General features: G+C 42.9%; 26 protein-coding genes. 6 read left to right on the top strand and 20 right to left on the bottom strand.

What is annotated here, in order from left to right; all coding sequences use genetic code 11:
- Positions 1 to 52: 52 nt before the first annotated feature.
- Together LI164_RS05395 and LI164_RS05390 are read right to left on the bottom strand one after the other, a co-directional pair.
- Complete coding sequence (locus LI164_RS05395; RefSeq protein ID WP_227086858.1) at positions 53 to 1213, bottom strand: cell wall metabolism sensor histidine kinase WalK; 1161 nt, start codon at positions 1211 to 1213, stop codon at positions 53 to 55.
- Positions 1210 to 1896, bottom strand: coding sequence for a response regulator transcription factor (locus LI164_RS05390; RefSeq protein ID WP_227086857.1), 687 nt, complete (start codon positions 1894 to 1896; stop codon positions 1210 to 1212). The genes LI164_RS05395 and LI164_RS05390 overlap by 4 nt, the downstream gene beginning before the upstream one ends.
- Before the next feature lie 126 nt (positions 1897 to 2022).
- Between LI164_RS05390 and LI164_RS05385 the strand changes: the two genes are divergently transcribed.
- Genes LI164_RS05385 through LI164_RS05375 form a run of 3 tightly spaced genes read left to right on the top strand, consistent with a single transcriptional unit; the run spans position 2023 to position 3983 of the window.
- Positions 2023 to 2133: a CD1871A family CXXC motif-containing protein gene (locus tag LI164_RS05385; protein ID WP_173785556.1), complete on the top strand. Its 111-nt coding sequence runs from the start codon at positions 2023 to 2025 to the stop codon at positions 2131 to 2133.
- Entirely contained in the window at positions 2126 to 3034 is a 909-nt protein-coding gene (locus tag LI164_RS05380; protein ID WP_227086856.1) for a 4Fe-4S binding protein, read from the top strand. The genes LI164_RS05385 and LI164_RS05380 overlap by 8 nt, the downstream gene beginning before the upstream one ends.
- 40 nt (positions 3035 to 3074) lie before the next feature.
- On the top strand, positions 3075 to 3983 hold the full coding sequence (locus LI164_RS05375) for a TlpA disulfide reductase family protein (protein ID WP_227086855.1): 909 nt from the start codon (positions 3075 to 3077) through the stop codon (positions 3981 to 3983).
- A gap of 214 nt (positions 3984 to 4197) precedes the next feature.
- Here LI164_RS05375 and LI164_RS05370 read toward each other — a convergent pair whose 3' ends face one another.
- From LI164_RS05370 to LI164_RS05290, 18 genes are all read right to left on the bottom strand, one after another.
- Positions 4198 to 5172: a PfkB family carbohydrate kinase gene (locus LI164_RS05370; RefSeq protein WP_118427425.1), complete on the bottom strand. Its 975-nt coding sequence runs from the start codon at positions 5170 to 5172 to the stop codon at positions 4198 to 4200.
- A 2-nt stretch (positions 5173 to 5174) separates the two neighbouring features.
- On the bottom strand, positions 5175 to 5498 hold the full coding sequence (locus LI164_RS05365; protein ID WP_227086854.1) for a GH32 C-terminal domain-containing protein: 324 nt from the start codon (positions 5496 to 5498) through the stop codon (positions 5175 to 5177).
- Entirely contained in the window at positions 5449 to 5964 is a 516-nt protein-coding gene (locus tag LI164_RS05360) for a hypothetical protein (protein WP_005335760.1), read from the bottom strand. The genes LI164_RS05365 and LI164_RS05360 overlap by 50 nt, the downstream gene beginning before the upstream one ends.
- A gap of 17 nt (positions 5965 to 5981) precedes the next feature.
- Positions 5982 to 6353 carry a hypothetical protein gene (locus LI164_RS05355; RefSeq protein WP_005335762.1) on the bottom strand — a complete coding sequence of 124 codons (372 nt, stop codon included), beginning with the start codon at positions 6351 to 6353 and terminating at the stop codon, positions 5982 to 5984.
- 36 nt (positions 6354 to 6389) lie between these two features.
- Positions 6390 to 6992 (bottom strand): hypothetical protein, encoded by a 603-nt coding sequence (locus LI164_RS05350; RefSeq protein WP_005335763.1) that lies wholly within the window; start codon positions 6990 to 6992, stop codon positions 6390 to 6392.
- A gap of 57 nt (positions 6993 to 7049) precedes the next feature.
- A complete protein-coding gene (locus LI164_RS05345) occupies positions 7050 to 7865 on the bottom strand; it encodes an alpha/beta fold hydrolase (RefSeq protein ID WP_005335764.1) in 816 nt (271 codons plus the stop codon).
- A gap of 17 nt (positions 7866 to 7882) precedes the next feature.
- Positions 7883 to 8509 (bottom strand): hypothetical protein, encoded by a 627-nt coding sequence (locus LI164_RS05340; RefSeq protein WP_005335765.1) that lies wholly within the window; start codon positions 8507 to 8509, stop codon positions 7883 to 7885.
- 86 nt (positions 8510 to 8595) lie between these two features.
- Positions 8596 to 8796 (bottom strand): hypothetical protein, encoded by a 201-nt coding sequence (locus tag LI164_RS05335; protein ID WP_040015728.1) that lies wholly within the window; start codon positions 8794 to 8796, stop codon positions 8596 to 8598.
- A 206-nt stretch (positions 8797 to 9002) separates the two neighbouring features.
- Positions 9003 to 9890, bottom strand: coding sequence for a helix-turn-helix domain-containing protein (locus LI164_RS05330; protein ID WP_117606976.1), 888 nt, complete (start codon positions 9888 to 9890; stop codon positions 9003 to 9005).
- A gap of 127 nt (positions 9891 to 10017) precedes the next feature.
- Positions 10018 to 10833, bottom strand: coding sequence for a hypothetical protein (locus LI164_RS05325; RefSeq protein ID WP_005335768.1), 816 nt, complete (start codon positions 10831 to 10833; stop codon positions 10018 to 10020).
- 245 nt (positions 10834 to 11078) lie between these two features.
- A complete protein-coding gene (locus LI164_RS16105) occupies positions 11079 to 12092 on the bottom strand; it encodes a DUF4368 domain-containing protein (RefSeq protein ID WP_331464333.1) in 1014 nt (337 codons plus the stop codon).
- Between the two features lie 3 nt (positions 12093 to 12095).
- A complete protein-coding gene (locus LI164_RS16100) occupies positions 12096 to 12725 on the bottom strand; it encodes a recombinase family protein (protein WP_331464330.1) in 630 nt (209 codons plus the stop codon).
- A gap of 80 nt (positions 12726 to 12805) precedes the next feature.
- Positions 12806 to 13108 (bottom strand): hypothetical protein, encoded by a 303-nt coding sequence (locus tag LI164_RS05315; RefSeq protein WP_117504225.1) that lies wholly within the window; start codon positions 13106 to 13108, stop codon positions 12806 to 12808.
- Positions 13109 to 13126: 18 nt separating this feature from the next.
- A complete protein-coding gene (locus tag LI164_RS05310) occupies positions 13127 to 14416 on the bottom strand; it encodes a plasmid recombination protein (RefSeq protein ID WP_118285023.1) in 1290 nt (429 codons plus the stop codon).
- Positions 14417 to 14493: 77 nt separating this feature from the next.
- A complete protein-coding gene (locus LI164_RS05305) occupies positions 14494 to 14679 on the bottom strand; it encodes a hypothetical protein (protein ID WP_109258816.1) in 186 nt (61 codons plus the stop codon).
- Between the two features lie 63 nt (positions 14680 to 14742).
- A complete protein-coding gene (locus LI164_RS05300; protein WP_109258817.1) occupies positions 14743 to 14958 on the bottom strand; it encodes a phosphoribosylglycinamide formyltransferase in 216 nt (71 codons plus the stop codon).
- A gap of 399 nt (positions 14959 to 15357) precedes the next feature.
- Positions 15358 to 16704: a phage/plasmid primase, P4 family gene (locus LI164_RS05295; protein ID WP_117760465.1), complete on the bottom strand. Its 1347-nt coding sequence runs from the start codon at positions 16702 to 16704 to the stop codon at positions 15358 to 15360.
- Between the two features lies 1 nt (position 16705).
- The gene (locus tag LI164_RS05290) at positions 16706 to 17326 is read right to left on the bottom strand and encodes a CHC2 zinc finger domain-containing protein (protein WP_110442446.1); all 621 of its coding nucleotides are present in this window, start codon (positions 17324 to 17326) and stop codon (positions 16706 to 16708) included.
- Between the two features lie 221 nt (positions 17327 to 17547).
- Between LI164_RS05290 and LI164_RS05285 the strand changes: the two genes are divergently transcribed.
- The 3 genes from LI164_RS05285 to LI164_RS05275 all read left to right on the top strand — a co-directional run bounded on the left by LI164_RS05285 (position 17548) and on the right by LI164_RS05275 (position 20873).
- Entirely contained in the window at positions 17548 to 18651 is a 1104-nt protein-coding gene (locus LI164_RS05285) for a DUF6076 domain-containing protein (RefSeq protein ID WP_227069892.1), read from the top strand.
- 25 nt (positions 18652 to 18676) lie between these two features.
- Positions 18677 to 19621, top strand: a complete 945-nt coding sequence (locus LI164_RS05280; protein WP_110442444.1) for a DUF3658 domain-containing protein — start codon at positions 18677 to 18679, stop codon at positions 19619 to 19621.
- Positions 19622 to 19685: 64 nt separating this feature from the next.
- The gene (locus tag LI164_RS05275; RefSeq protein WP_227069890.1) at positions 19686 to 20873 is read left to right on the top strand and encodes a hypothetical protein; all 1188 of its coding nucleotides are present in this window, start codon (positions 19686 to 19688) and stop codon (positions 20871 to 20873) included.
- The last annotated feature ends 25 nt before the right edge of the window (positions 20874 to 20898 follow it).

Raw genomic sequence — 20898 nt, 5'->3', positions numbered from 1 at the left:
AAATATAGAGTTATCAAGGTTCAGCACACCTTATTGGTGTGGGAAGTTTGAGTTACTGATTGAAAATCACCTCAAGGATTGTACCTCCCGACGGATTGGACTTAACTGTAATACTGCCATCATGCACTCTCACAATCTCACGGACCAGTGCAAGTCCCAGTCCTACACCGCCAAGCTTTCGGCTTCTGGACTTATCCACGCGAAAGAATGGTTCAAATACACGCTCCCTGAGCTCTTTCGGGATTCCACTTCCTGTATCCGCTACTGATAGGTAAATGTGTTTTTGCTCCTTATATGCAGTTACTGTAACCTGTCCACCTGAATGATTATATTTTATAGCATTTTCAACAAGATTATATACTAGCCTGTAAATAAGAATATCACTTCCAACCATCGTTATATCCTTACATTTCCCAATAAGTTTTATATTCTTTTCCTGTGCAAGAGGTTCCAAATCCTCCAACACCTCATCAACAAGGTCATCCATGATAATTTGTTCATCCCGGCCTACCGTCTGAAGCTCACTCATATCGAGAAGTGTCTTTACCATCTTGCTTAGCCTGTCATTTTGTTCCGTCACCATCTTTATCATCTGTAAGGTGTCTGCATCACTGCCTGGATGCTGGGTGGAATGATATAGATCAAGCTGTACCTGCATTAAAGATAATGGGGTGCGAAGCTCATGTGCTGCATTTGCAGTAAATTGTCTCTGTACCTCAAATGCATCCTGAAGGCGTTCAAGCATCTTGTTATATGAAACACTAAGCTGATTCAGTTCTTTAATCTTGCTTTCTTCAATTCGCGAGTCTGCTAGATTTTGTATCTGCACCTCTTCTATTTTATCAGAAAACTCACGGAGTGGTTTGAGTGCGTGTCCACTTATAAAATATGTAGCTACCCCGCCAAGAATCGCCAATAAAGCTGAAATTATCAAACTGTTTTTTCTGTAGTCTTCTTTATTATTGTACACTTGAACAGAAAAATCATTTGCGAACTCATCCCACTTATCCTCTGGTATGCTAATATATATTTCTTCTGAATCATTTCCACTATTGTCTGCACTATCATCGCCCTGCGCATTAACAGCCTTCTGCAAAGAATCTATATAATACACACCATTTTTATAGACAAACATCGTCAGACACCCACATATGATTGCAATACACAATGTAGTGATACAGGTAAGTCTCCACTGCAGTGACATCTTTTTCATCGATCGGACTCCTCTCGTATTTTATACCCTTCTCCCACCTTGTTCATGATTACATCATGTCCAAGCACTGCTTTAAGCTTTCTTCTTAGTGAAGACATATGTACTCGGATAGCTCCACTAAAGCTATCCACAGAGGCATCCCAGACATGCTCCATCAATTCCTCCTGGCTTACCGGCCTGCCCAGATTAAGAAGCAGATATTCCAAAATACCTTTTTCTTTTCTTGTCAGGGAAATCTTTATTTCCTTTGCATATGCCTCACGCTTTATCGTGTCAAACTTAATATCGCCACTTTCCAGGCATACATCCTTTTGTACAAATTTCCTTCTTGTCAGACTTCTGATACGAGCCTCAAGCTCCTGTAGATGGAACGGCTTTTCCATATAATCATTCGCACCTGCATCCAGCCCTTCGACCTTATCTGCGATCTGCCCTCTTGCTGATAATATAAGAACCTTTGTCTCCTCATTGCTTCGTCTGAGTTCCTTTAGGATCTCCATCCCATCCATACCGGGCAGATTCAGATCCAGAACAACCAAATCATAATTTTCTGTCAGAATGCATTCCAGCGCTTCTTCCCCATCATAACAAGTATCCACCTCATACCCGGCATCATACAGACTTTTCGCAATTGCATCACATATTTGTTTTTCATCTTCAACTATTAATAATCTCAAAATCATTCCACCTGCTTCTTAACGAAAATTTCACACCAACTATTGTATAATACCGAAGTCAGCTGGTCAACAAATACAACAAACGAAAGGAGTAACAAAATCTTGAAGTGCAGAAAAATATCTCAATTTGTAATGCTCATCACGGGTATCTCTATGATTTGCTATGGTGCGTTCAGAGGTGAAGGAGATGTCGTGCTCGGCAAAGCAATAAAATTATGTCTGGAGTGTGTCGGAATTGGATAAGAAAACGAAATTACTATCAAAAAGAGTTGCCAAAATACGCGGATGGATACAGGCAGTTGCCACATTACTTACCAATATTCATATTCCCAATTTATTTAAGGGTAAAATATATCAAGGCAATATCAAAACTGTATGTGTGCCGGGATTAAACTGCTATTCCTGTCCTGCTGCGACAGGAGCCTGCCCCATTGGAGCCTTTCAGGCGGTTATCGGATCCTCCAGATTTAAATTTTCATACTACATAACCGGTTTTTTCATTCTGCTCGGTGTGACACTCGGAAGATTTATCTGTGGTTTTTTATGCCCGTTTGGCTGGTTTCAGGATTTACTTCATAAAATCCCTGGGAAAAAATTTTCCACAGCCCGGCTGAAACCGCTAAGATACCTGAAATATATAATCCTCATTGTTTTCGTTATCCTTCTGCCAATGTTTGTAACGAACTCTGTAGGGATGGGTGATCCGTTCTTCTGTAAATACATTTGTCCACAAGGTGTTTTGGAAGGAGCCATACCACTGTCACTTGGAAATACTGCTATAAGGTCTGCACTTGGAACACTTTTTTCTTTTAAATGCCTTATTTTAATTACAGTTGTTGTGTTGAGTATTTTGTTTTACAGGCCGTTCTGTAAATGGATCTGTCCTCTTGGAGCAATCTATTCATTATTTAATAAGATCAGCTTTCTTAATATTAAAGTTGAAAGCAGCAAATGTGTTGGATGCAACAAATGTTCAAAGGCATGTAAAATGGATATTGATGTGTGCAAGACTCCAAATCATCCAGAATGTATACGATGCGGGGCTTGTATCAAGGCTTGTCCAAAAGATGCGATCCAATATCAGTTTCTGGGAAAAACATGCCCCAAAAAAGAACAGCAGCAATCAACCATAAACAACCGGTAACTATTAATTTTATTACTATTATTTTAAGGAGCAATTATTTATGAAAACAAAAAGAACATTTCTCTCTATTTTAACACTTTGCATAGCATTATTATTTACAGCATGTAGCGGGAAAGAAACTGCAGGCACAGAAAAATCTCAGAATACCAAGACTGAATCCGGCTCAGAATCTGCAGACGATTCCAACTCTAAACTGAATGATTTATATCAGCAGGAAAATCAGATCTTCGCAGATCATGAAGATGTATGGAACAAAGCATTTGGCATGATGAGTAAAAGTGCTGCGGATCCAAATGGAAATTATGCGGATTATCTGGCTGACACTGTTGAATCAAACAAGGAGTCTTTTACAGATGACGAGCTGAAAACACTTACCGCTGATATTGAAACTATCCGAAAAATCGAGGAACAGATCGCTGAGATTGAAAAGAAAAATACAGGGGCTGATGACACCGATCAGAAAAACAGTTCCAAAGACGCATCTCCTTTCAAGAATTTCTCTGGTCAGGATTATGATGGAAATTCTGTTGATGAAAGCCTGTTTTCCAAAAATGCAGTAACTGTCATCAATTTCTGGTTCACCGGTTGCAAACCTTGTGTTGCCGAATTATCTAAACTTAACGAATTAAACGACGCAATCAAATCAATGGGGGGAGAAGTTGTAGGTATCAACACAGAAACCTTCGACGGAAACAAAACTGCTATAAAAGAAGCAAAGACTATTCTCGAAAACCAGGGTGCTAAATATCGCAATCTTTCCATTGACTCTTCTTCAGATGCAGGGAAATATGCGTCCGATATCATGGCATTTCCTACAACAATACTGGTCGATAGAAATGGTAATATTGTAGGTGATCCGATGCTCGGCGGAATTGATAATCAAGATAACTATGATACTTTGATGAAACAGATTCAGTCTGTAATTGATGCAGACAGCACAAACAAATAATTCCATTCAAAGACAGGATAAAACTACAGTTGTTTTATCCTGTCTTTTATTAAAAAACCCCAGAAACACAAAGTTCCTGGGGTTTGATATGCATTCTGTTGTTCCAAACAATTAACGTTTGCATAACCGAAAACAGCGGAAAAATCGAGCATATTTCAGACACAGCTACTGTGCCTTTTCTGCAGTGAGATTATTTTCTTCCACATCCTCCGTATCAAAACTGATGAATTGCATTTCTACTAACATCAATTAGATCTACAATTTCTCTCCGTTCAGGCATAGAACAAATTGCACCTTTTTTTGTTGTAACTAGAGCCGCACCTGCATTCGCAAAGATAAGCATTTCTCTCAAATGATCCTCTGTCAAGTTGTTAATATCGTGTTCCAAAATATATGCCAAGGAACACCCGCAAAAAGTATCTCCCGCTCCTGTTGTTTCTATCGTTGATACCTGAAATCCTTTTTCTTCTATCCTAAAGTCTTTATAGTAAGCTCTACTCCCCTTTTTCCCCATAGTAAGAAGAATCAATGGTATCTCATATTTATTCTGTAAATATAAGACTCCTTGGTCATAATCCTCTATTCCTGTAATAAACTGGATCTCATTATCGGATATCTTTAGAATGTCACATTGCTCAAATCCATATTCCATCTGCTTTTTTGCCTCTTCCAAGGATTCCCAAAGAGGCTCCCTCAAGTTCGGATCAAAAGAAATCAGAGATCCATTCTTCTTTGCAGCTTTAACAGCTTTTTTTGTTGCATTCCGAACATTTTCATGTGTCATGGACAAAGTACCAAAATGAAAAATCTTTGTAGACTGAACAAACGTGTCATCTACCTCGTCTTCTGTAAGCACCATATCTGCACCTGGATTCCGATAAAAGGAAAATGCTCTGTCTCCGTCTGGAAATGTATGTACAAATGCAAGCGTTGTGTTCACATTTTTATCTACTTTTAGTTCCTTTGATGAAATTCCCACTCGTTCGATCGTTTCCTTTAGCATCGCACCAAACATATCGTTTCCAACCTTTCCTATAAAGGCTGTTTTTTTTCCCAGCTTTGCCAACATAGCAAGCACATTGCATGGCGCGCCTCCGGGATTGGCTTCAAAAAGCATATTTCCCTGATCACTTGTTCCATTATTCGTAAAATCGACCAATAATTCTCCTAAAGCAATTACATCATACATTTTTACACCTCCGATACATCTGTTCCTTCCAACGTGTACATTTCATATTTCACATTCCCCTGTTGATGAATATCAGTACCTAGATTGTAAACACAATTGGATATTATATATTCTCCGTCATTTACAAAAACTTCAATTAGATTCGGATCCACATATACATCTATCTGGAATCCGTCTTTTAAATCAGGAGTGGAAAATTCTGTTTGCATTTCCCATGAAGTATCTACCAGCCTACCTCTGTCTGTATGGATCTTGTTTCCTTTTCTTGTAAATTGTCTACTTCTTCTTTTTCTGATTCGAAATACTTCTCTGTGTATTTTTGACATCTCTTACTAATAGCTGAACGTTATCATAAGCTAAGCCAAATTTAAAGAGCTTTTCACCTTGTTTATTATAGAAAATCGTGACCTTATCCCAACTGCTGCTTACATTTCCATCTCCATAATCTTTATAAAACTCTTCAGTTTTTTCATTGGAGAATGCAATGTCTGACAATTTATATTCTCTCTTTGTTAAGAAATATGAATACACAACTTTGCCTTTGTATCTTTCACATTTTCTTGTTAAACCATACAAAAAACAGAATAAAAATATAAAGAAAATAACTGTGATTCCAATACCAAAAATCATCGTATCTGTACCTGCACAAAGTGATATCACTCCAAAATACATCGTACACACCAAAAATAAGGCAAACATAACGATATAAAGAATTCTATATCTCTTCTTTAGCGATATTATGTATTTGGGTTTTTCCTCAGTCAATATATTAGATTCCTTTTTCATCTCCATCTATTTTTCTGTCCCCTTCAATAAAATATCTCATCCAAGTCGCGTATAGACACATCGCTTTTCCTATACCACTTTGCAAATTTTCGATATATCCTTGTCGGGGGAATTACCATACTTAGCAGCATCCATACACACATCCAAAAAATTCCTATAGTTGCACCAAAAGCACAGTAAATAAATTCTTTAAAAATAACAAGAAGAACAACTGATGGCACTATAAATCCAGCTAATACACCGATTAATTGAAACCAAAATGTAAATTTGTATGATCTTATAAATTTATTATAATTCTCCTCAAGTAATATTTCTTTTGCAAAATCCTTCATGTCCAAGTTCTGTCGTAGATTTTCTAATGAAGCATTCGCTTGGATTAAGTCTCTTTTCTGCATATTCCTCACTTCTCCTAATTTTTTCTGCCTATAAAATTATCTTGTTATAGTAATTACAATAGAGATTAGAATTGCCACTATAATACTAATTATTGGCCAGTGATTTTTTAATATATTTTTTCCAGTGTAAACTCTTCCGACTTCCATATAACCACTGATGATACCTGTACTGTTCATGGCTGAAAGCATGTCATCTGTAACACCAGGAATTACTTTTGTTATGACATTTATTCCATTTCTTCTCATGGCCACTTCCTCGATGCCCAGCATAGCTTGCAAAACCCATTCCTCAAATTCTGTTCGCTCTCTGTTGCAAAAATTAATGTGTCTGGTCATTAGCCCGACCTGAATTCTTCCGATAAAAAACATGATAAATCCAACGACAAATGCTACAGCCGGAACAATAAATTGAAAAACCGTAGGGAGGTCGCAAAGTATAAGAACAAACGAAGGAATCGCTCCAAATAACAAATCCATCCCCCAAAATGACAAATAGAATCCTTTGCGAAGTCTTCTCGTCACTTCTTCCGGTGAGTAAATAATCGTGCTTTTATCAGCTTTGTTCACAGTTTGAACAATTAACCATGTTGGAATTCCGATAAGAACCGATACTATAAGTAGTGGAATTATTATATCCATACAACAATCTCCTCCTCAAATCCTGATTTTCTCAATTCGTCAACTGGAAGTTGTCTGTTATAAAATATCAGCAACAAATTCCTCTATCAAACGATTCACCTGTTCGGGTTTGTCTGTATTGGAATTGTGTCCTGCTCCTTCGATCCACGTCAAAGGAATTTTCGTATTGCGATGCCATGCTTTGTTGTACCGTATACACGAACCAGCGTAATCTTGTGTGCCGCACATCAATAATGCGGGACACTTGATTTCATACGGCAGATTCTTTTCCATGGCCGCTGCCAAAATACGATAGCCATGTCCAGCAATTTGTGCATAGCGTTTCTGGTTTCCGTCATAAGTCAGCATCATTTCACGCATGAGGCTTCTACCATAGTCAGTCTTGGCAACGCCTTCCGACCCTGATTTCAGGAGCCATTTCCACGGATAATGAGCATATACCGGTTCCATCCGTTTCAAAAGCCAGATCTCAACTGCCGTCACATAGCTTCGTTGCAGCGGTGCAGAGTCAATGGAGACAAAGCCTGTCATTTTGTCTGGGTAAAGCTGCGCATAAGCCTGTCCCACATATCCACCCATAGACTGCCCGACAATAACAGGCTTTGTAAGTCCTTCTTGGTTTAAGATATCATCCAGCCATTTTGCCTTGTCGAACAAATCAAAATCAAACCGAAACGGCCATGAGGAAGCGTGTGCCGGTGCATCCCAGACGATAACATTATACCTGTTCTCAAAATACTGAATCTGCTTATCAAACAATCTATGGTCTGCCGTCAATCCCGGTAGAAGAACAAGCGTAATTGTATCCGGGTTTGACACGCTTGCCCAATAGTGAATCGTTCCGCATCGAGTATGATAAGTTTTTTTCCCCATGTTTACTCCCCTTTTCTCTAGAAAGTTTTTTCCCAGTCCTCATCTGTATATGAAACTTCTTCATTCATTAGATTTCCGCCAACTACTAATTTTCCTGTATCGACATTATAAATATTTAGATAAATTGAATAATCAGGATTACCATCTAATATCTGATACATGGCACAATATATAGATGTTTTTCCCACGCATGAAAAAGCTTTTTTAAATGAAAGCTCTTGATCATAGTACATATTAATAGTGTTATATGAATCATTACAACATACATCGTACTTCTGATTGATACCTGTTAATACTGCCTTTTGATCATCTATATGTTTTTCAACATATCCTTTCCAATACTCAATTTCTTCCTGAGTCGCAACCATATTAACTTGTCCATCAATACATTCGATTTTTTGATAATTTCCGTCACTGTTTTCTTTAAGATAGTCAACTAGTGCTTCTTCATCATACCCAGACAACGCTTCAAACTGTTCTGGAAAAACAATTTCTGTTGTATCCTCTAAAACTGTAGGGTTCTCTATTACACTACTTTCCTTTTCGTTTACAGATTCCGTCATAGTGTCTATTTCTTTACTACACGCCGTCAAGAAAGTGCATACTAACGCAACAACTAGTACGGTAAGGGTACGTTTTTTCATGATTTTTTCCTCCGTTTTTTGCTATTCTCTATATTCAAACAACATATCATAATCCTTAATTATGTTTTTGTGCTGTTCCTCATCAGTTAAGTAATATGCTGTATTCCAAGAATATGATAGATTGCCCATTCCTCAAAACGAACATCTATAATCTCTCCATTTTCTAGATAGTATCGAAATATCGTTGGAATCAAGTATTGTTCTGAAAACTCTTTATACAGAGCCAGGCTTATATCAGACCAAGATGGCATAGTTTCGATTGTTAATAAATCGTTGCTATGTAACACCTCTCTCCTCCTTATTCTCATGTAAAAGAAAAGCGTCTGATATTTCACAGACGCCTAATCTCTTAATATGGACAGCGGATCGGAATACACCGGTCAATCTTCAATGGCTATTATTTGCCCCCAATCAGGAAGTAGGCTGTCCCGTCTACTTTTACTTCGCTTACGCAGGCTTCTCTCCTACATATATTATATTGTGACTACGGTTTTTAGTCAATCAAATTTTTTTGCTTTTCTATATTTTCTATATTTTCTGTATTGCTAATCTCTATAGCATTCTTTCGCTTCTTGGTCAACATAAATGTTTGATATAGAATCAATCCATAGATGGCCATTTGTAATACTAATCTTACTGTGGTGTTCATTGACAAATACTGTTCTGCATACCTAATCATCTGATAATTATTGATTACAATTCGGATAATTCCCCAGATTGCTGCCACCGAAATCAAACGCGACCATATCTTATCATTCTTACAACGTATAAAATAGCAAAAGGATGCAATAGCACCTATGATGCTTGGAATTATTAAAGCAATTCCAACACAAACAAGTTGCCATGTTGCATATCTAATAATATTTTCAGATCCTGTTATACACATTGCACCAAAATACGCTACAATAACAACCCCCATCCTTTTTGGAGATAATGTGCCCTTTACAGCTTGATATAATCCATAAGTAAAAAATACAATCTGAATGATTATTCCCAATATATTAATCACAATAAGCTGAATATCACTGTAACCAACTGCCTGTGATTGCAACGGAAACCTAATTATCATATCAATTATTGTAATTAAGAATGAGAATACAATAAACGCATAGAGAGCAATCATTATATAATTTGCACTCTTTTTTTCTATTACAGGATTTCTTTCTACCAATTTTACCATATCTTTTCCAGCCAGTAGATCATCAAGACTTACATCCAGAATCTGAGATATTTTCTTTGTTGTAAGCAAATCAGGATATCTGTCACCACATTCCCATCTGGAAACAGACTGCCTTGTTACGTATAATTGCTCTGCAAGAGATTGTTGAGTCATTCCCTTACCTTCTCTTGCTCTTCTTAGTTGTTCGCCAAATTCGACCATATCAAATCTGCTCCTTTCATTTTGATTTTATCATCTGCAGATGTGATTATAGTATCACCTAAATCCAAAACAACATCAAGCACCACCTTAAATTATGGTGTCACCATTATGGTGCGTTGCTTCAATATCACTCAACTCCCTTAATTCTCTCAACAACAGTTCCATTCTTTTCCAAAACAATCCAAGTAAGCACTGGAACCATAGTACAAACCAGCAAACTGATTCCCAGTTGCGGCATATTGCCCTGTGCTTTTTCAATCTCATCTGCATCTTCAATTTTGGGTTCCCAGGAAAAGTCTTTTGCATTGTCATTTTCTTCTAATAACGCCAGGATTTCTTGTTCTGTATCTCTATCATATTCTTTGTGATATTTTATGCTGGTCTTAAGTGTAATTGGATGATTGGCAAATGTTTTCACCACCTGATCACAGGCTATAATCGTCGGTGGGTATCCAAGGAGTGCCGTATAATAATTCTCGTCCGTAATTCCTTCTATGGTAAAGGTTTTTGTCGTTTGTTGATCTTCATACAAAGCACATGTCACATTTTTTCCTATGATATCAGCATCTGCGAGATCCAAACCATTTCGATAAACAATGCATGCTTTTCCCGAACGGAAGTCCCCTTTATTGATCGGATGCTCAAGACTGTTATTTAAATAATCAAATTCCTGTTCATCAATTCCAATCAGAGAGGATCCAAAATTCTCAGGATGATTCTGATACTCGTCCTTTTCCTTACCATATGGAATGCTGTCTTCTGATTTTTCTTTGCATGCCGTATCATTTTGAATGACCATATCCGTATCCATATAATTTGACACTATGGTTCTTGCTGCCTGACTGTCCAGCATGGTCACAATACAAAGGTACACAGACAAACTGGCTGCCAAAGACAACAGTACCACCGCAGTTCTTTTCTTATCCTTTGTAAACTGCTCCATAGAAAGTCTTGCTATTACTTTCCCCTTTCCTGCTTTTCTTATCTTTATCTATTCACTTTAAATCTGACCACATAGTTACTGTGATTTTTGCTGCATACGTGCTGCATACTTGCTACATATCCACAAATTTCCACCACGTTTCTGGACATCCCATAAAGATTCGAGGGTAAAGAAAAACCCCAGAAACACAAGGCTTAATAGTGACAAGTAACTATTTTGTCGCAGAGAACGGTGTGACCCGAAGGTCACGCCGTTTTTCTGTGTTCATAGGTTGTTTGCGTGATGATAGGCTCGGAAATAACGGGAATATCTACATCGTCCACGAAGTTGAAGAAAATCTTCACTTTCTGCTTGCGCTTGCCGCTGGATTTGTCCGGGGCATAGACGATGATTTTCTTGATATACTCGTTCACGATGGTCTGTGTCAGCTCCTCCACATCCACATATTTCTGTGTCAGGGCGATAAAGGCATCCAGACCGTCGTTCATTTCTTCCCGCTGTTCCACCCATTCTTCGATAACTTCAATTTCGAGCTTTAACCGTTCCTGCTCCGCTTCATAGTCCGCAGACATCTTTCTGTATCTGTCCTGATTGAGATTTCCAAGAACATAGTCCTCGTACAGCCGGGCGATGATGACATCCAGATCGGCAAGGCGTTTCTTTGCCTGTTCCAGCTTCTTTTTGTCATCCCGGATGCTGCGCTCTTGGTCAGTCCTGCGGCATTGCAGCCATTCCTCCTGAAAACCGTCCACATCGCTTCGGATATACTCATTGACTGCCCGGATGCGTTCCAGAACGATTTCACGAAGCACATCTTCCCGGATATAGTGGGCAGTACAAGTACCACGGTTGCTCTTGTAGTTGTTGCAGACGTAGTGATCCTGCTTGCCCTCAAAGTTTTTGCTTGTGGCAAAGTGGAGCTTGCCGCCGCAATCGGCACAAAACAGAAGCCCGGAGAACAATCCCTGCCGTTCCGCTTTTGCAGGGCGGCGTTTGTTTTTCCTCAGTTCCTGCACCCTGTCAAACTGTGCCTGAGATACAATCGCTTCCTGTGTGTCCGGCAGATAAAACATATTCTCCGGCTCATTGGGAATCCGCTTTTTCAGCTTGTAGGACTTGGAATAAGTCTTGAAGTTGCAGGTACAGCCTGTGTACTCCTGCCGTTCCAAAATCCCTACAATGGACTGGTTGCCCCAGTGGTACGGTCTTTCCGGCATCGGCTTTTTCTTTCGCTTGGCATAGAGTGCCTTTGCAGTCAGAATCTACTTTTCTTCCAGAATCCTTGCAATCTGCTCCGGGCCTTTGCCGTCAATGCAAAGGTCGAAGATGAGCTTGACTACCGGAGCCGCTTCTTCATCCAGAATCCAGTGATCCTTGTCCTCCGGGTCACAGCGGTATCCGTAGGGCGGTTTGCCCATGTGCTTCCCACTGGTTCCTCTCTGCCGCAAACTGACACGGACTTTCTTGCTGGTATCACGGGGATACCACTCGTTGAACAGATTACGGATTGCGGCGAAGCCCTCGCTGTCTCCCCGGTTGCTGTCTACGCCATCATTTATAGCGATAAAGCGGACATCATAACTCGGAAAGATAATATCCGTATATTGTCCAACAGTCAGATAGTCACGACCAAAGCGGCTGAGGTCTTTGACCAGCCAGCAGCCCACAAGCCCCTGCTTGACAAGCTCAAAGCCTTCCTGCACACCGGGACGATTGAAGTTCGTCCCCGTATAACCGTCATCCACCAGAATTTTCAGGTTTGTATACCCGTGGTCACGGGCATATCGGGTTAAATACTCTCTCTGATTTGCGATACTGTTACTCTCGCCTTCCTGGGCATCCTCGTTGCTCAGACGGCAATAGAGAATGGTAATTTTCTGCTGATCCAACATAATATCCTCCTTCGGTGGTTGGTCAGCCGACAGTACCGTTGTGCATATTGGAATTATATCATGCTTTTGTGTCGCAGTCATTAACAAATCACCCCCTTGTCAGAAAAAATGAGCCGTTTTACCTTGTCGGTAAGTGGCTCATTTCCGTCACACTCCGTTTCAATCACATACCATGTGTTTCCGATCTTGCACTCAATGGTTTTGCAGAAAGAGGACTGTGCCGCTTCCCAACGCTTGCGGCATTCTTCCAGAAAATCAATAGGCGGCTCAAAAATCGGATCGAAGCAGGAGCAAATATCAATATAGCCGATGGCATCGTTGATTTCTTCCATCGGGGCATCTTCCATAATCATCTTGTTAATTTCCTCTACGGTTTTCTTCATAGGCAAATAGTTCCTTTCTTAAATTTCCATGTCCTGTCCACGATTGCGGGCAGGGTGTTTGTGTTCATACAGTTCCTTTCCCCTGGCGAGGATGGCATTGATAAAAGCCCAGACCTTTTCAGATGCAATCTCAATCGCATCCAGGAAAGGCTGGGCTTTCTGTTTCAGCTCCTCATAGTCTTTGTTCAGTTTTTCAAAACGGTCTTTCCATATCTTTGCGTTTTTATCTGCCTGCTCGAATTTCTGCTTGTATTTCAGCTTCTCAGACTTTTCCGCAAAGCTGCTGACCGCATAATCCTTTAGCGTGCGGCACTCATCCGCCGTCATGGTAACATTTCCCGTAATGGGATTTTTCTTGCCCATCGACTCAATCTCATGTGCAGTCATAGCAACAGACTTAGCAGCCTGAGTTTCCTTTTTCAGAGCTTCCAGTTTCTTTTTCTGCTTCTCCGTGGCAGCTTTGGCATCCGCTAAGCTCTGCTCGGCCTGTGTCACCTGTCCGGTCACAGCTTCCAAACGCTGCTGTTCGGCCTGTACCTTGAACTGTGTCACCGTCAGATGTTCCTCGGTACTGCCACGCTCTCCACGCTCCACATCGGTATATCCGGCGGCTCGCATGAAATTAAAAAAGTCATCCTGCAGCACACTGTAGGACGACTTCAAAATCTTTTTCCCTTTTGCGTTCAACATCGGATTTCCGTTTTCATCAAGAACGGGTTTGGATTCCCACTTCTTACTGCGGCTGACCTGTGTGATCGTTTCCTTTACCGTTCCCCGGAGGGATTCATCCTTGCATCGCTTCGACCACAGGATTTGTTTCTCCACCACCGGGATATAAACCACATGAAGGTGATAGTGGTACACATCCTCACCCAGAGCTTCCGACATTGCCCGGTTGCGCTCGTCGGCATGCATTACAGCGGAGAGGATATACTGCTCACCGCCCACAATCTCCACGGCGGCTTTGTAGGCATCGGCATAGAACTGTTTGGCATATTCATAGCCGCCGTGGTTGTGGAAGTAGGCAGAGTTTACATCAAACAGCAGCTCCCCATATTTCACCGCATCGGCTTTCAGACCACGGGTGGAGATAACACCATCTGCAATCATCTGATCGAACATGGCGGCATAGCTGTCGGTAGGTTTCTTGAAGTGGACATTGCGGTGGGTCTGGGTGGTATCAATATCTTGATTGGAGTAGCTGTCTTTTTCTCGCTCGTTATGCTCCTGAACTTTCGCCACATCGTCGAGGGTGGGCAAGTCCTGGTTACGGGCAAAGGTACGGTCAATTCCATCGTTTCTTGCCATAGGTTTTTTCCTTTCTTTCGAGAGTAGCAGACGGGCGGGGCTGCGGGGATGCACTTCTGCGGAAGTGTAATAACCCACTATAACACTTTCATCCATTCTGGCTGCAAAGTGCCGTGGGCTCTCCCGAGGGGGTGTGCGGTCACTGCGGTGACCTCTGCTGACCAAGGCAAAATGTCTGCAACTTTTCCCATGGTCAGCCCGTCTGCATGAAGCTGTTCTGCGGAACGTTTCTTGCAGACGTTGGCAGCGTCTTTCACTGCCATCCATAGGCAGCACTGCGGTGTGCCTATGGGGACGGGAGATGCGAGGGGCTGTTGCCGGGGGCATCACTTCTCCCGTCTTTGCTGCCATACAATGTCGCATCCCAGCACATCGGCAAGCTCCAATACTTCCTTGTATCGGATGCTTTCCCGCTGTAATTTTGCGGACAGGTTGGAAACGCTGTCGCTCCATCCGTACTCGTCCGAGAGCAGGTCAACAACTTCCTGCATGGTCATCCCAGCACGGATGATCTGTGCCTTGATTTCATTGCGTACATTCATATTGAAAAATCCTCCATAATTCTGTTTGTGGTTCGGTACAATCTCTGCACCCCAAAACGGAGCAGATACACCGAACAGTGAAAAATCTGCAATCTCTGAAATCCGTTCAGAATTTTGCTTGTGATGTCCTGTCCATATATGACCATATCCCGCTTTACTGTTTCGTGTGATTTGGTCTGGAAAAATGAAAACATCTATTGTTCCGTGAACAGGGTACACGGTTCAGAGAAGCACGATTTCGTGAAATAGCTTCGTCCTGCGGTCAAAAACTTTGCTGTTTCCATTGCCATTGATTTTCAATACCCGAAAACAGGTTGTCTCTGAAAGCCGTTGTTTCCTATAATGGGAGAAAACAGGGGTAAATGCTGCGTACATACGTACAGAGCATGACTGGCAAAATCAATCCCGCCATTCCTCCGGTACGTACGTACATGACGAAACATCGTAAAACCCATTTATATGAGGCCTTGCCACAGCTTCCACACCCATAAATCCCCACACCCGCCGTCCGGCAGAGTTGGTGATGTTGTTGCAATGTTCCAGATTGAATCTCCCGGCATTGGCAATCATGGCGTCGCTGAAGCTGCGGGCTTTCAGCGGTGCAAGGGAATTTTCTTCGCACCACATCCGGTAGATTTCATAGAAATCCTTGGAGCTGATGGACGCATCCGCTTTGCACCGGATGTATCCCTCCGATTCCATGAAATCAAAGATATTATTATTGTCACGCTTGACCGCTTCCCGATTTTCACGGATGCGGTCACTCTCCGAAAACTTAAAGTTGTTGGCAACGAGCCGCTGCAATCCTTCGAACGCCCACAGGAAGATGCCCTCAGCTTCGGCTTTCATCTTCTCAGCAAGGTCGGGATCGTCGGCTCTGCCCACGGGCTTTTCCTTGGTAGTCAGTACAAGCTGTCTGCGGTAAAAGCCGTCGCTGCGGTCATACAGGGCTTGCAGATCACCATTGCTGAATGCCAGCAACCGGGCAAACATCCAGCCCTGATAACTCTGCTTGCCCTTGCGTTCCAAGTCCATTTTGCCCTGTGCAGTCACGATGGATTTTACATAGTTGGTCTGACGCAGAGCTTCCATCCGCATATCATCATCCACGCACAGCAGGATGTGTTCCAGATCGGCACGGGCAAAACGGTTTTCAGAAATCTTCCCGATGCTGCCGTCTTTCATATTCGTGCCGAAGATGGTGGACAGCACCGCACCGATTTGGGATTTGCCCTCACCGCCGTTGCCCTTAATCACCATCATGCGCTGACCTTTGTTGGATGGAATCAGGCAGTAGCCAATGAACTCCTGCAAGGTGGGGATGTCCTCTGCATAGAGTAGTCCATCCAGAAAGTTCAGCCAGATCACCGGTGCAGGAGCATCGGGATTATAGCCGACAGGCAGACGGCTTCGCACGATAGCCGGTCTGCCTTCGGTGAAAGTGCCGTTCAAGAGCAGCGTACCGTTGGCAACATGGATGCGATCCTGCTCCGGAGGGAAGTCAGACACCTGCGCTTCCAGTTTCAGCACTTCCAGAATGTTGGTGATCTTCCGTGGGATGTTGTTCACGGCACAAAATTTCAGCTTGTCGTAAATCTCCCCACGCAGAGGAAGGTCATCCGTCACTCGACCATCGGGCGTGAAAAAAGCTCCGTTTGCGAAGATGATTCTGCGCTCATGCAGAAATTCTTCACAAAACAGAGCTTCGTTGATGTTCTGCCCGTCAAACCAGACAGGCAAATTCATATTAGGCGTTTTCCGGTTCTTCGCCACGGTGCGCCACCTCCTTTTTCTTTCGTGCGGTATACTCTTGCAGAAAAGCAATTTTGTCGTCCTGCATCAGCTTGTCCACCAATGCCACCCGTTCTTCCAGATCACCCACCGTCAGCACATCTGCCATATATTCGATATAGCAGTGCATCTGGCAGGCTTCCACAAAACGGTCATCCAGAGCATCTTCCGGTGTCTTGGGTGCGTATCGTACTTTCCAATCTTCCAGCAGATGCAGATAATCCGTCAGCACCCGGAAACACAGCATTTCATCCTCCCGTAACTGACGGATATAGGGACGCTTCGGCTTGACCATAGCTGCGGCAGTGGGCGGTTTTGGGTCAAGTCCAAAGTCCGCAGCCAGCTTTTGCGCTGCTTCATAGCTGCTCAGATCGAACGACCTTGCCACGAAGTCGATCACATCCCCCTTGACTCCGCAGCCAAAGCAGAAGAAATAATCCTCATTCAGCTTCATGCTCGGATGCCTGTCATTGTGGAACGGGCAGCAAGCCATGCCGTTTCGGTTGACTTTCAGCCCGTAGTGTTCGGCGGCTTGCTTTACGCTGATTGCCACCTTGATGGTTTCATAGATTGTCATAGAAAACCTCCGTTCATAGTATTCAGAAAGCACGAAACACCCGCCGTGATTGGCAGGTGCTTCGCTCCGTCTACTATTGTTATGCCGGATTTTTCAAAAAACAGGCTAATCGGAGGACAACCCCGTTTCAAAAAACAGGACAACTTATGGATAGATGTAGATTTCTTTACATTAGCATGATAGAATTAAGAAAATGAAAAAACAGGACAGGAGGGGCAAGCATGAACCAAGAACTGATGACATTGGATTTTTGGCAGGATACGGTCATATATGAGGGAAAAACACTTCCTGTCGGCGCTCTTGCCTGTGATGCGCTGAATGTCCCTGCGGATACCATCGCAAAGATGAACGAGCAATGCGAGAAAATCAATCTGCTGCTTGGAATATTAAACGCCGGACAGGATGCTTCTGCACTCTGTCCTATTGCAACGGAAGCTGCTCTGACGATGCTTGATATTCTCAGTCAAACACCGCCGTTCTCCTATATGAATATCTCAAAGCACAGAGAACGGATTGAAAAAGTCTTTACTGTGGACAATGCGCTGAAATATGTGGAGTTTGCCATAAAAGCCGCAACCAATTCTTTGCAATTTGAAGAAATCCAGAACTTTGCCGATGCGATGATGCTCCAACGCTATACCGCAGTTTTCGGGCATCTGGCATACTCCCTTGGGGAATACCAAACGACCATGCTTGATTTTGCAGAAAAATCAGACGGCAACGAAGCTGACCGCACCGCAGAGGGTTTTGCAAAAATGTTCGGCGACTATTTTCCGCCGGAGTTCTCTATCACGGAGGGCAATGCCTGGATGTCTACTTTGAATAATTCCGTTCAGTATATATCGGTCATCCGTCCCGGCGAAAAAGTTGCGAAGCTGGTCAAGCGGATGCACTATGTATCCTTTGTGGGGATGTTCCGGTCTGATCTCTTTGAGGGCCTGTGTGTTGGCCATGCACCGAAAAAATGCAAAATCTGCGGCAAATGGTTTCTGACCACCAATGCAAGGCACACCAAATACTGCGGCGGCTACGCTCCGGGGGACAAGCTGCACCGCACCTGCCGGCAGATCGGTAACCTGAAAGGCAGAGAACAGCGGGAACTTGCGGACGATCATCCGCTGAAACAGATTTATGAGAAGCGACTGAATACCATAAACCGCTATGTGAAGCGTGGCGCTCTGGACGCTGATCTTGCAGAGGTTATGAAAAAACTGGCGAAAGATAAGATGCTTCGGGCGCTGGGCAATGTCGCTTACGCCAAGGGTGATTATGAAAAAGAAATGGGACAGGCTGCGTTGAAGAAAGAAGCAATAAAAAGAATTTGAATTTAGCTAAGAGGTGAGCAACGTTATGTTAGAAGTAGTATTTAGCGACAGTGCCGCAGGGACTATGGCGGTTGCGATTGGACATAAGGGTTTTTTAGGCGGAGCAACCAGTGTAATTATCTCTGATGGGACAGTTTCAAAAGAAGAAATAGAAAAGTTCCAGCATCAAGCAGAAGAACGGGAGCGTTCTGGTTGGGAGAATGCTATACCGTTGGAAGGAAATCGTAAGGACATAGTTAATCTTCCGCTGGCATTGTCTGTGGGCAACATCTCCGAAGCAGGAATTTGTTTGGAGCGTGAGTCGGCATTATCTTTGCTACTAAGCATACTGCCCGATATGGCATCTGAAATCGTAACTGAACTTCTCAATACATCCCGAAAGAACTATGCTACACTACTGGAAAAAGCACAAAACGGAGAGCCGATTCGTGTTTGGGTCGGACGAGACCCAGATGATGTGTGCGGATTGTATTGGCTTCTGGAACAACTACGACCAATCGGCTTTGAAAAATTGGATATTACCATTGTGGAGCTTCCAATGTGGGAAACAAGACCAGATGGATGCATTGTCCAGTATAACGGTTGGGGAGAAGTTGAACCTTATCACTTGGGACGGATGGCATCTCTTGGGAAGAAGTTGCCAACAAATTACCTTCGTAGTTTGGCTAACCGCTGGAGAGAACTCCAACAGGAAAATTCTCCTCTTCGTGCTGTTATAAACGGCAAACTGGTCAGCGTATCAGAAACTCTGTATGATACATTTATTCTTCGAGAATTGGATACACTGGACGACGAGTTTAGGGAAAGCGTGCTTGTTGGACAGGTTCTTGGAAAGAATCAATTAGGGATCGGTGATGGGTGGATTGCTTTGCGTGTGGAACAATTTATCAAAGAGGGACTTCTGCTCCCAATCACAACTCCTGCACCAAATGCACCTATTTATCACCGTATGTTAAAGAAAATAAAGTAATAAATAACCCATTAGTTGATCACGGGATATTTATGAGTATTACTAAACTGGAAGGAGGTGCGCTATGCTGAATGATTTTTCATGGAATATGACCGGATACATACCGAAACACGCTGTCAATCCATCCGATGATGGCATCCCACCCTATGTTGCAGAGCGCATCTTCCAGCTGGAACCGGAACCGCCTACAGTAGACAATCCGAACGAATATATCCTGTCTGCCCTACGGGAAAAAGACTTGAAATATTTCTCATTCTTTCTCCACCACTACGAGCTGCAACTTAACAAGCGCATCAAAACCTTTCTCGGTGTGGATGGCGGCAATCGATACGACACAGACCGTTTTCTGGATATAAAACTGTCCTGCCGGGAGCAAATGCTCCAAAAGCTGATGGACTATGCTCCTGCCAAAGGTGCGGAGTATGCAACATACATTTTTCCGTTCATTCGGGATGCTATGCTCCGTTTCCGCATGGGCGAAGAAAAATGGTCGGTATCCTCTCTGACCAATTACAAAATGGTGCGGTCAATGGCGTGGCTGTACCATAACACCAAGGATGCGGTCAGTGAATTTGCAAAGAAATACAACTGCGACCTTGCCCTTGCGGAAGGATACCTGAAAGTAGTCCGTGGCATCCGCAATCAGCAGCCATTCTATGTAACGGACGAGGATGGCGAGGAAACAGGTGAAGATGTTGCCCTTGATGATACATGGAACTATACCGACATCCTCTGGAACGGCATACAGGCTGAAAAGGTGCAGCGGGCATTTGAGAAACTGAATTACCGGGAGCAAACCTTGCTTGAAAAGCGGCTGGCGATCTGTATGACCTGTGGGCGTGTCGGCTCATGGAAGAACCGCCCCACCTTTGAAGAACTGGCGGTTATGTTTGAGGGCAGCACAGCCAGCGGTGCAGAGCGAGCCTACCGGAAAGCAGTGGACAAGCTGACGGAGTTTTTGGTTGCCGAGGGTGCTATCCATGCAGTCCGGCTGAAACAGAAATTCAAAACCAAGCGCAAAAAGAAAATCACCGCCGCAATCTACGAATACCAGGCAGACTGCGACGGCGAATGGGGCGAAATGTCAGTTGATTTTGAGAACGGCACAGCAGAAATCATTCGGCTTGCTGATTGGGATACAATTAAAACGAACTGGTTTGCCAATGAGGCGATCCGGTATATTTTATCATTGTCGCCTGATGCTCTTAAAAAATATATGCTCGTCCCCCTTGAGCCGCCACTTATATCCTGAATCCTTACAACAACTGTAAGTGGTA

The organism is Dorea sp. 210702-DFI.3.125, from assembly GCF_020560945.1.
Taxonomy (GTDB): Bacteria; Bacillota; Clostridia; order Lachnospirales; family Lachnospiraceae; genus Dorea; species Dorea formicigenerans.
The sequence above is the reverse complement of the archived record's forward strand: the minus strand, read 5'-3'. Positions and strand labels throughout refer to the sequence as shown.

Bases quoted from the DNA above. Each gene is read 5' to 3' on its own strand.
- LI164_RS05390 (WP_227086857.1), bottom strand. From the start codon at position 1,896: ATGATTTTGAGATTATTAATAGTTGAAGATGAAAAACAAATATGTGAT.
- LI164_RS05395 (WP_227086858.1), bottom strand. From the start codon at position 1,213: ATGAAAAAGATGTCACTGCAGTGGAGACTTACCTGTATCACTACATTG.
- LI164_RS05280 (WP_110442444.1), top strand. From the start codon at position 18,677: ATGTTAGAAGTAGTATTTAGCGACAGTGCCGCAGGGACTATGGCGGTT.
- LI164_RS05305 (WP_109258816.1), bottom strand. From the start codon at position 14,679: ATGGCAGTGAAAGACGCTGCCAACGTCTGCAAGAAACGTTCCGCAGAA.
- LI164_RS05290 (WP_110442446.1), bottom strand. From the start codon at position 17,326: ATGACAATCTATGAAACCATCAAGGTGGCAATCAGCGTAAAGCAAGCC.
- LI164_RS05330 (WP_117606976.1), bottom strand. From the start codon at position 9,890: ATGGTCGAATTTGGCGAACAACTAAGAAGAGCAAGAGAAGGTAAGGGA.
- LI164_RS05310 (WP_118285023.1), bottom strand. From the start codon at position 14,416: ATGGCAAGAAACGATGGAATTGACCGTACCTTTGCCCGTAACCAGGAC.
- LI164_RS05385 (WP_173785556.1), top strand. From the start codon at position 2,023: ATGCTCATCACGGGTATCTCTATGATTTGCTATGGTGCGTTCAGAGGT.
- LI164_RS05300 (WP_109258817.1), bottom strand. From the start codon at position 14,958: ATGAATGTACGCAATGAAATCAAGGCACAGATCATCCGTGCTGGGATG.
- LI164_RS05275 (WP_227069890.1), top strand. From the start codon at position 19,686: ATGCTGAATGATTTTTCATGGAATATGACCGGATACATACCGAAACAC.
- LI164_RS05325 (WP_005335768.1), bottom strand. From the start codon at position 10,833: ATGGAGCAGTTTACAAAGGATAAGAAAAGAACTGCGGTGGTACTGTTG.
- LI164_RS05370 (WP_118427425.1), bottom strand. From the start codon at position 5,172: ATGTATGATGTAATTGCTTTAGGAGAATTATTGGTCGATTTTACGAAT.
- LI164_RS05350 (WP_005335763.1), bottom strand. From the start codon at position 6,992: ATGGATATAATAATTCCACTACTTATAGTATCGGTTCTTATCGGAATT.
- LI164_RS05355 (WP_005335762.1), bottom strand. From the start codon at position 6,353: ATGCAGAAAAGAGACTTAATCCAAGCGAATGCTTCATTAGAAAATCTA.
- LI164_RS05360 (WP_005335760.1), bottom strand. From the start codon at position 5,964: ATGGAGATGAAAAAGGAATCTAATATATTGACTGAGGAAAAACCCAAA.
- LI164_RS05365 (WP_227086854.1), bottom strand. From the start codon at position 5,498: ATGTCAAAAATACACAGAGAAGTATTTCGAATCAGAAAAAGAAGAAGT.
- LI164_RS05295 (WP_117760465.1), bottom strand. From the start codon at position 16,704: ATGAATTTGCCTGTCTGGTTTGACGGGCAGAACATCAACGAAGCTCTG.
- LI164_RS05375 (WP_227086855.1), top strand. From the start codon at position 3,075: ATGAAAACAAAAAGAACATTTCTCTCTATTTTAACACTTTGCATAGCA.
- LI164_RS05285 (WP_227069892.1), top strand. From the start codon at position 17,548: ATGAACCAAGAACTGATGACATTGGATTTTTGGCAGGATACGGTCATA.
- LI164_RS05340 (WP_005335765.1), bottom strand. From the start codon at position 8,509: ATGAAAAAACGTACCCTTACCGTACTAGTTGTTGCGTTAGTATGCACT.
- LI164_RS05315 (WP_117504225.1), bottom strand. From the start codon at position 13,108: ATGAAGAAAACCGTAGAGGAAATTAACAAGATGATTATGGAAGATGCC.
- LI164_RS05345 (WP_005335764.1), bottom strand. From the start codon at position 7,865: ATGGGGAAAAAAACTTATCATACTCGATGCGGAACGATTCACTATTGG.
- LI164_RS16100 (WP_331464330.1), bottom strand. From the start codon at position 12,725: ATGTTGGATCAGCAGAAAATTACCATTCTCTATTGCCGTCTGAGCAAC.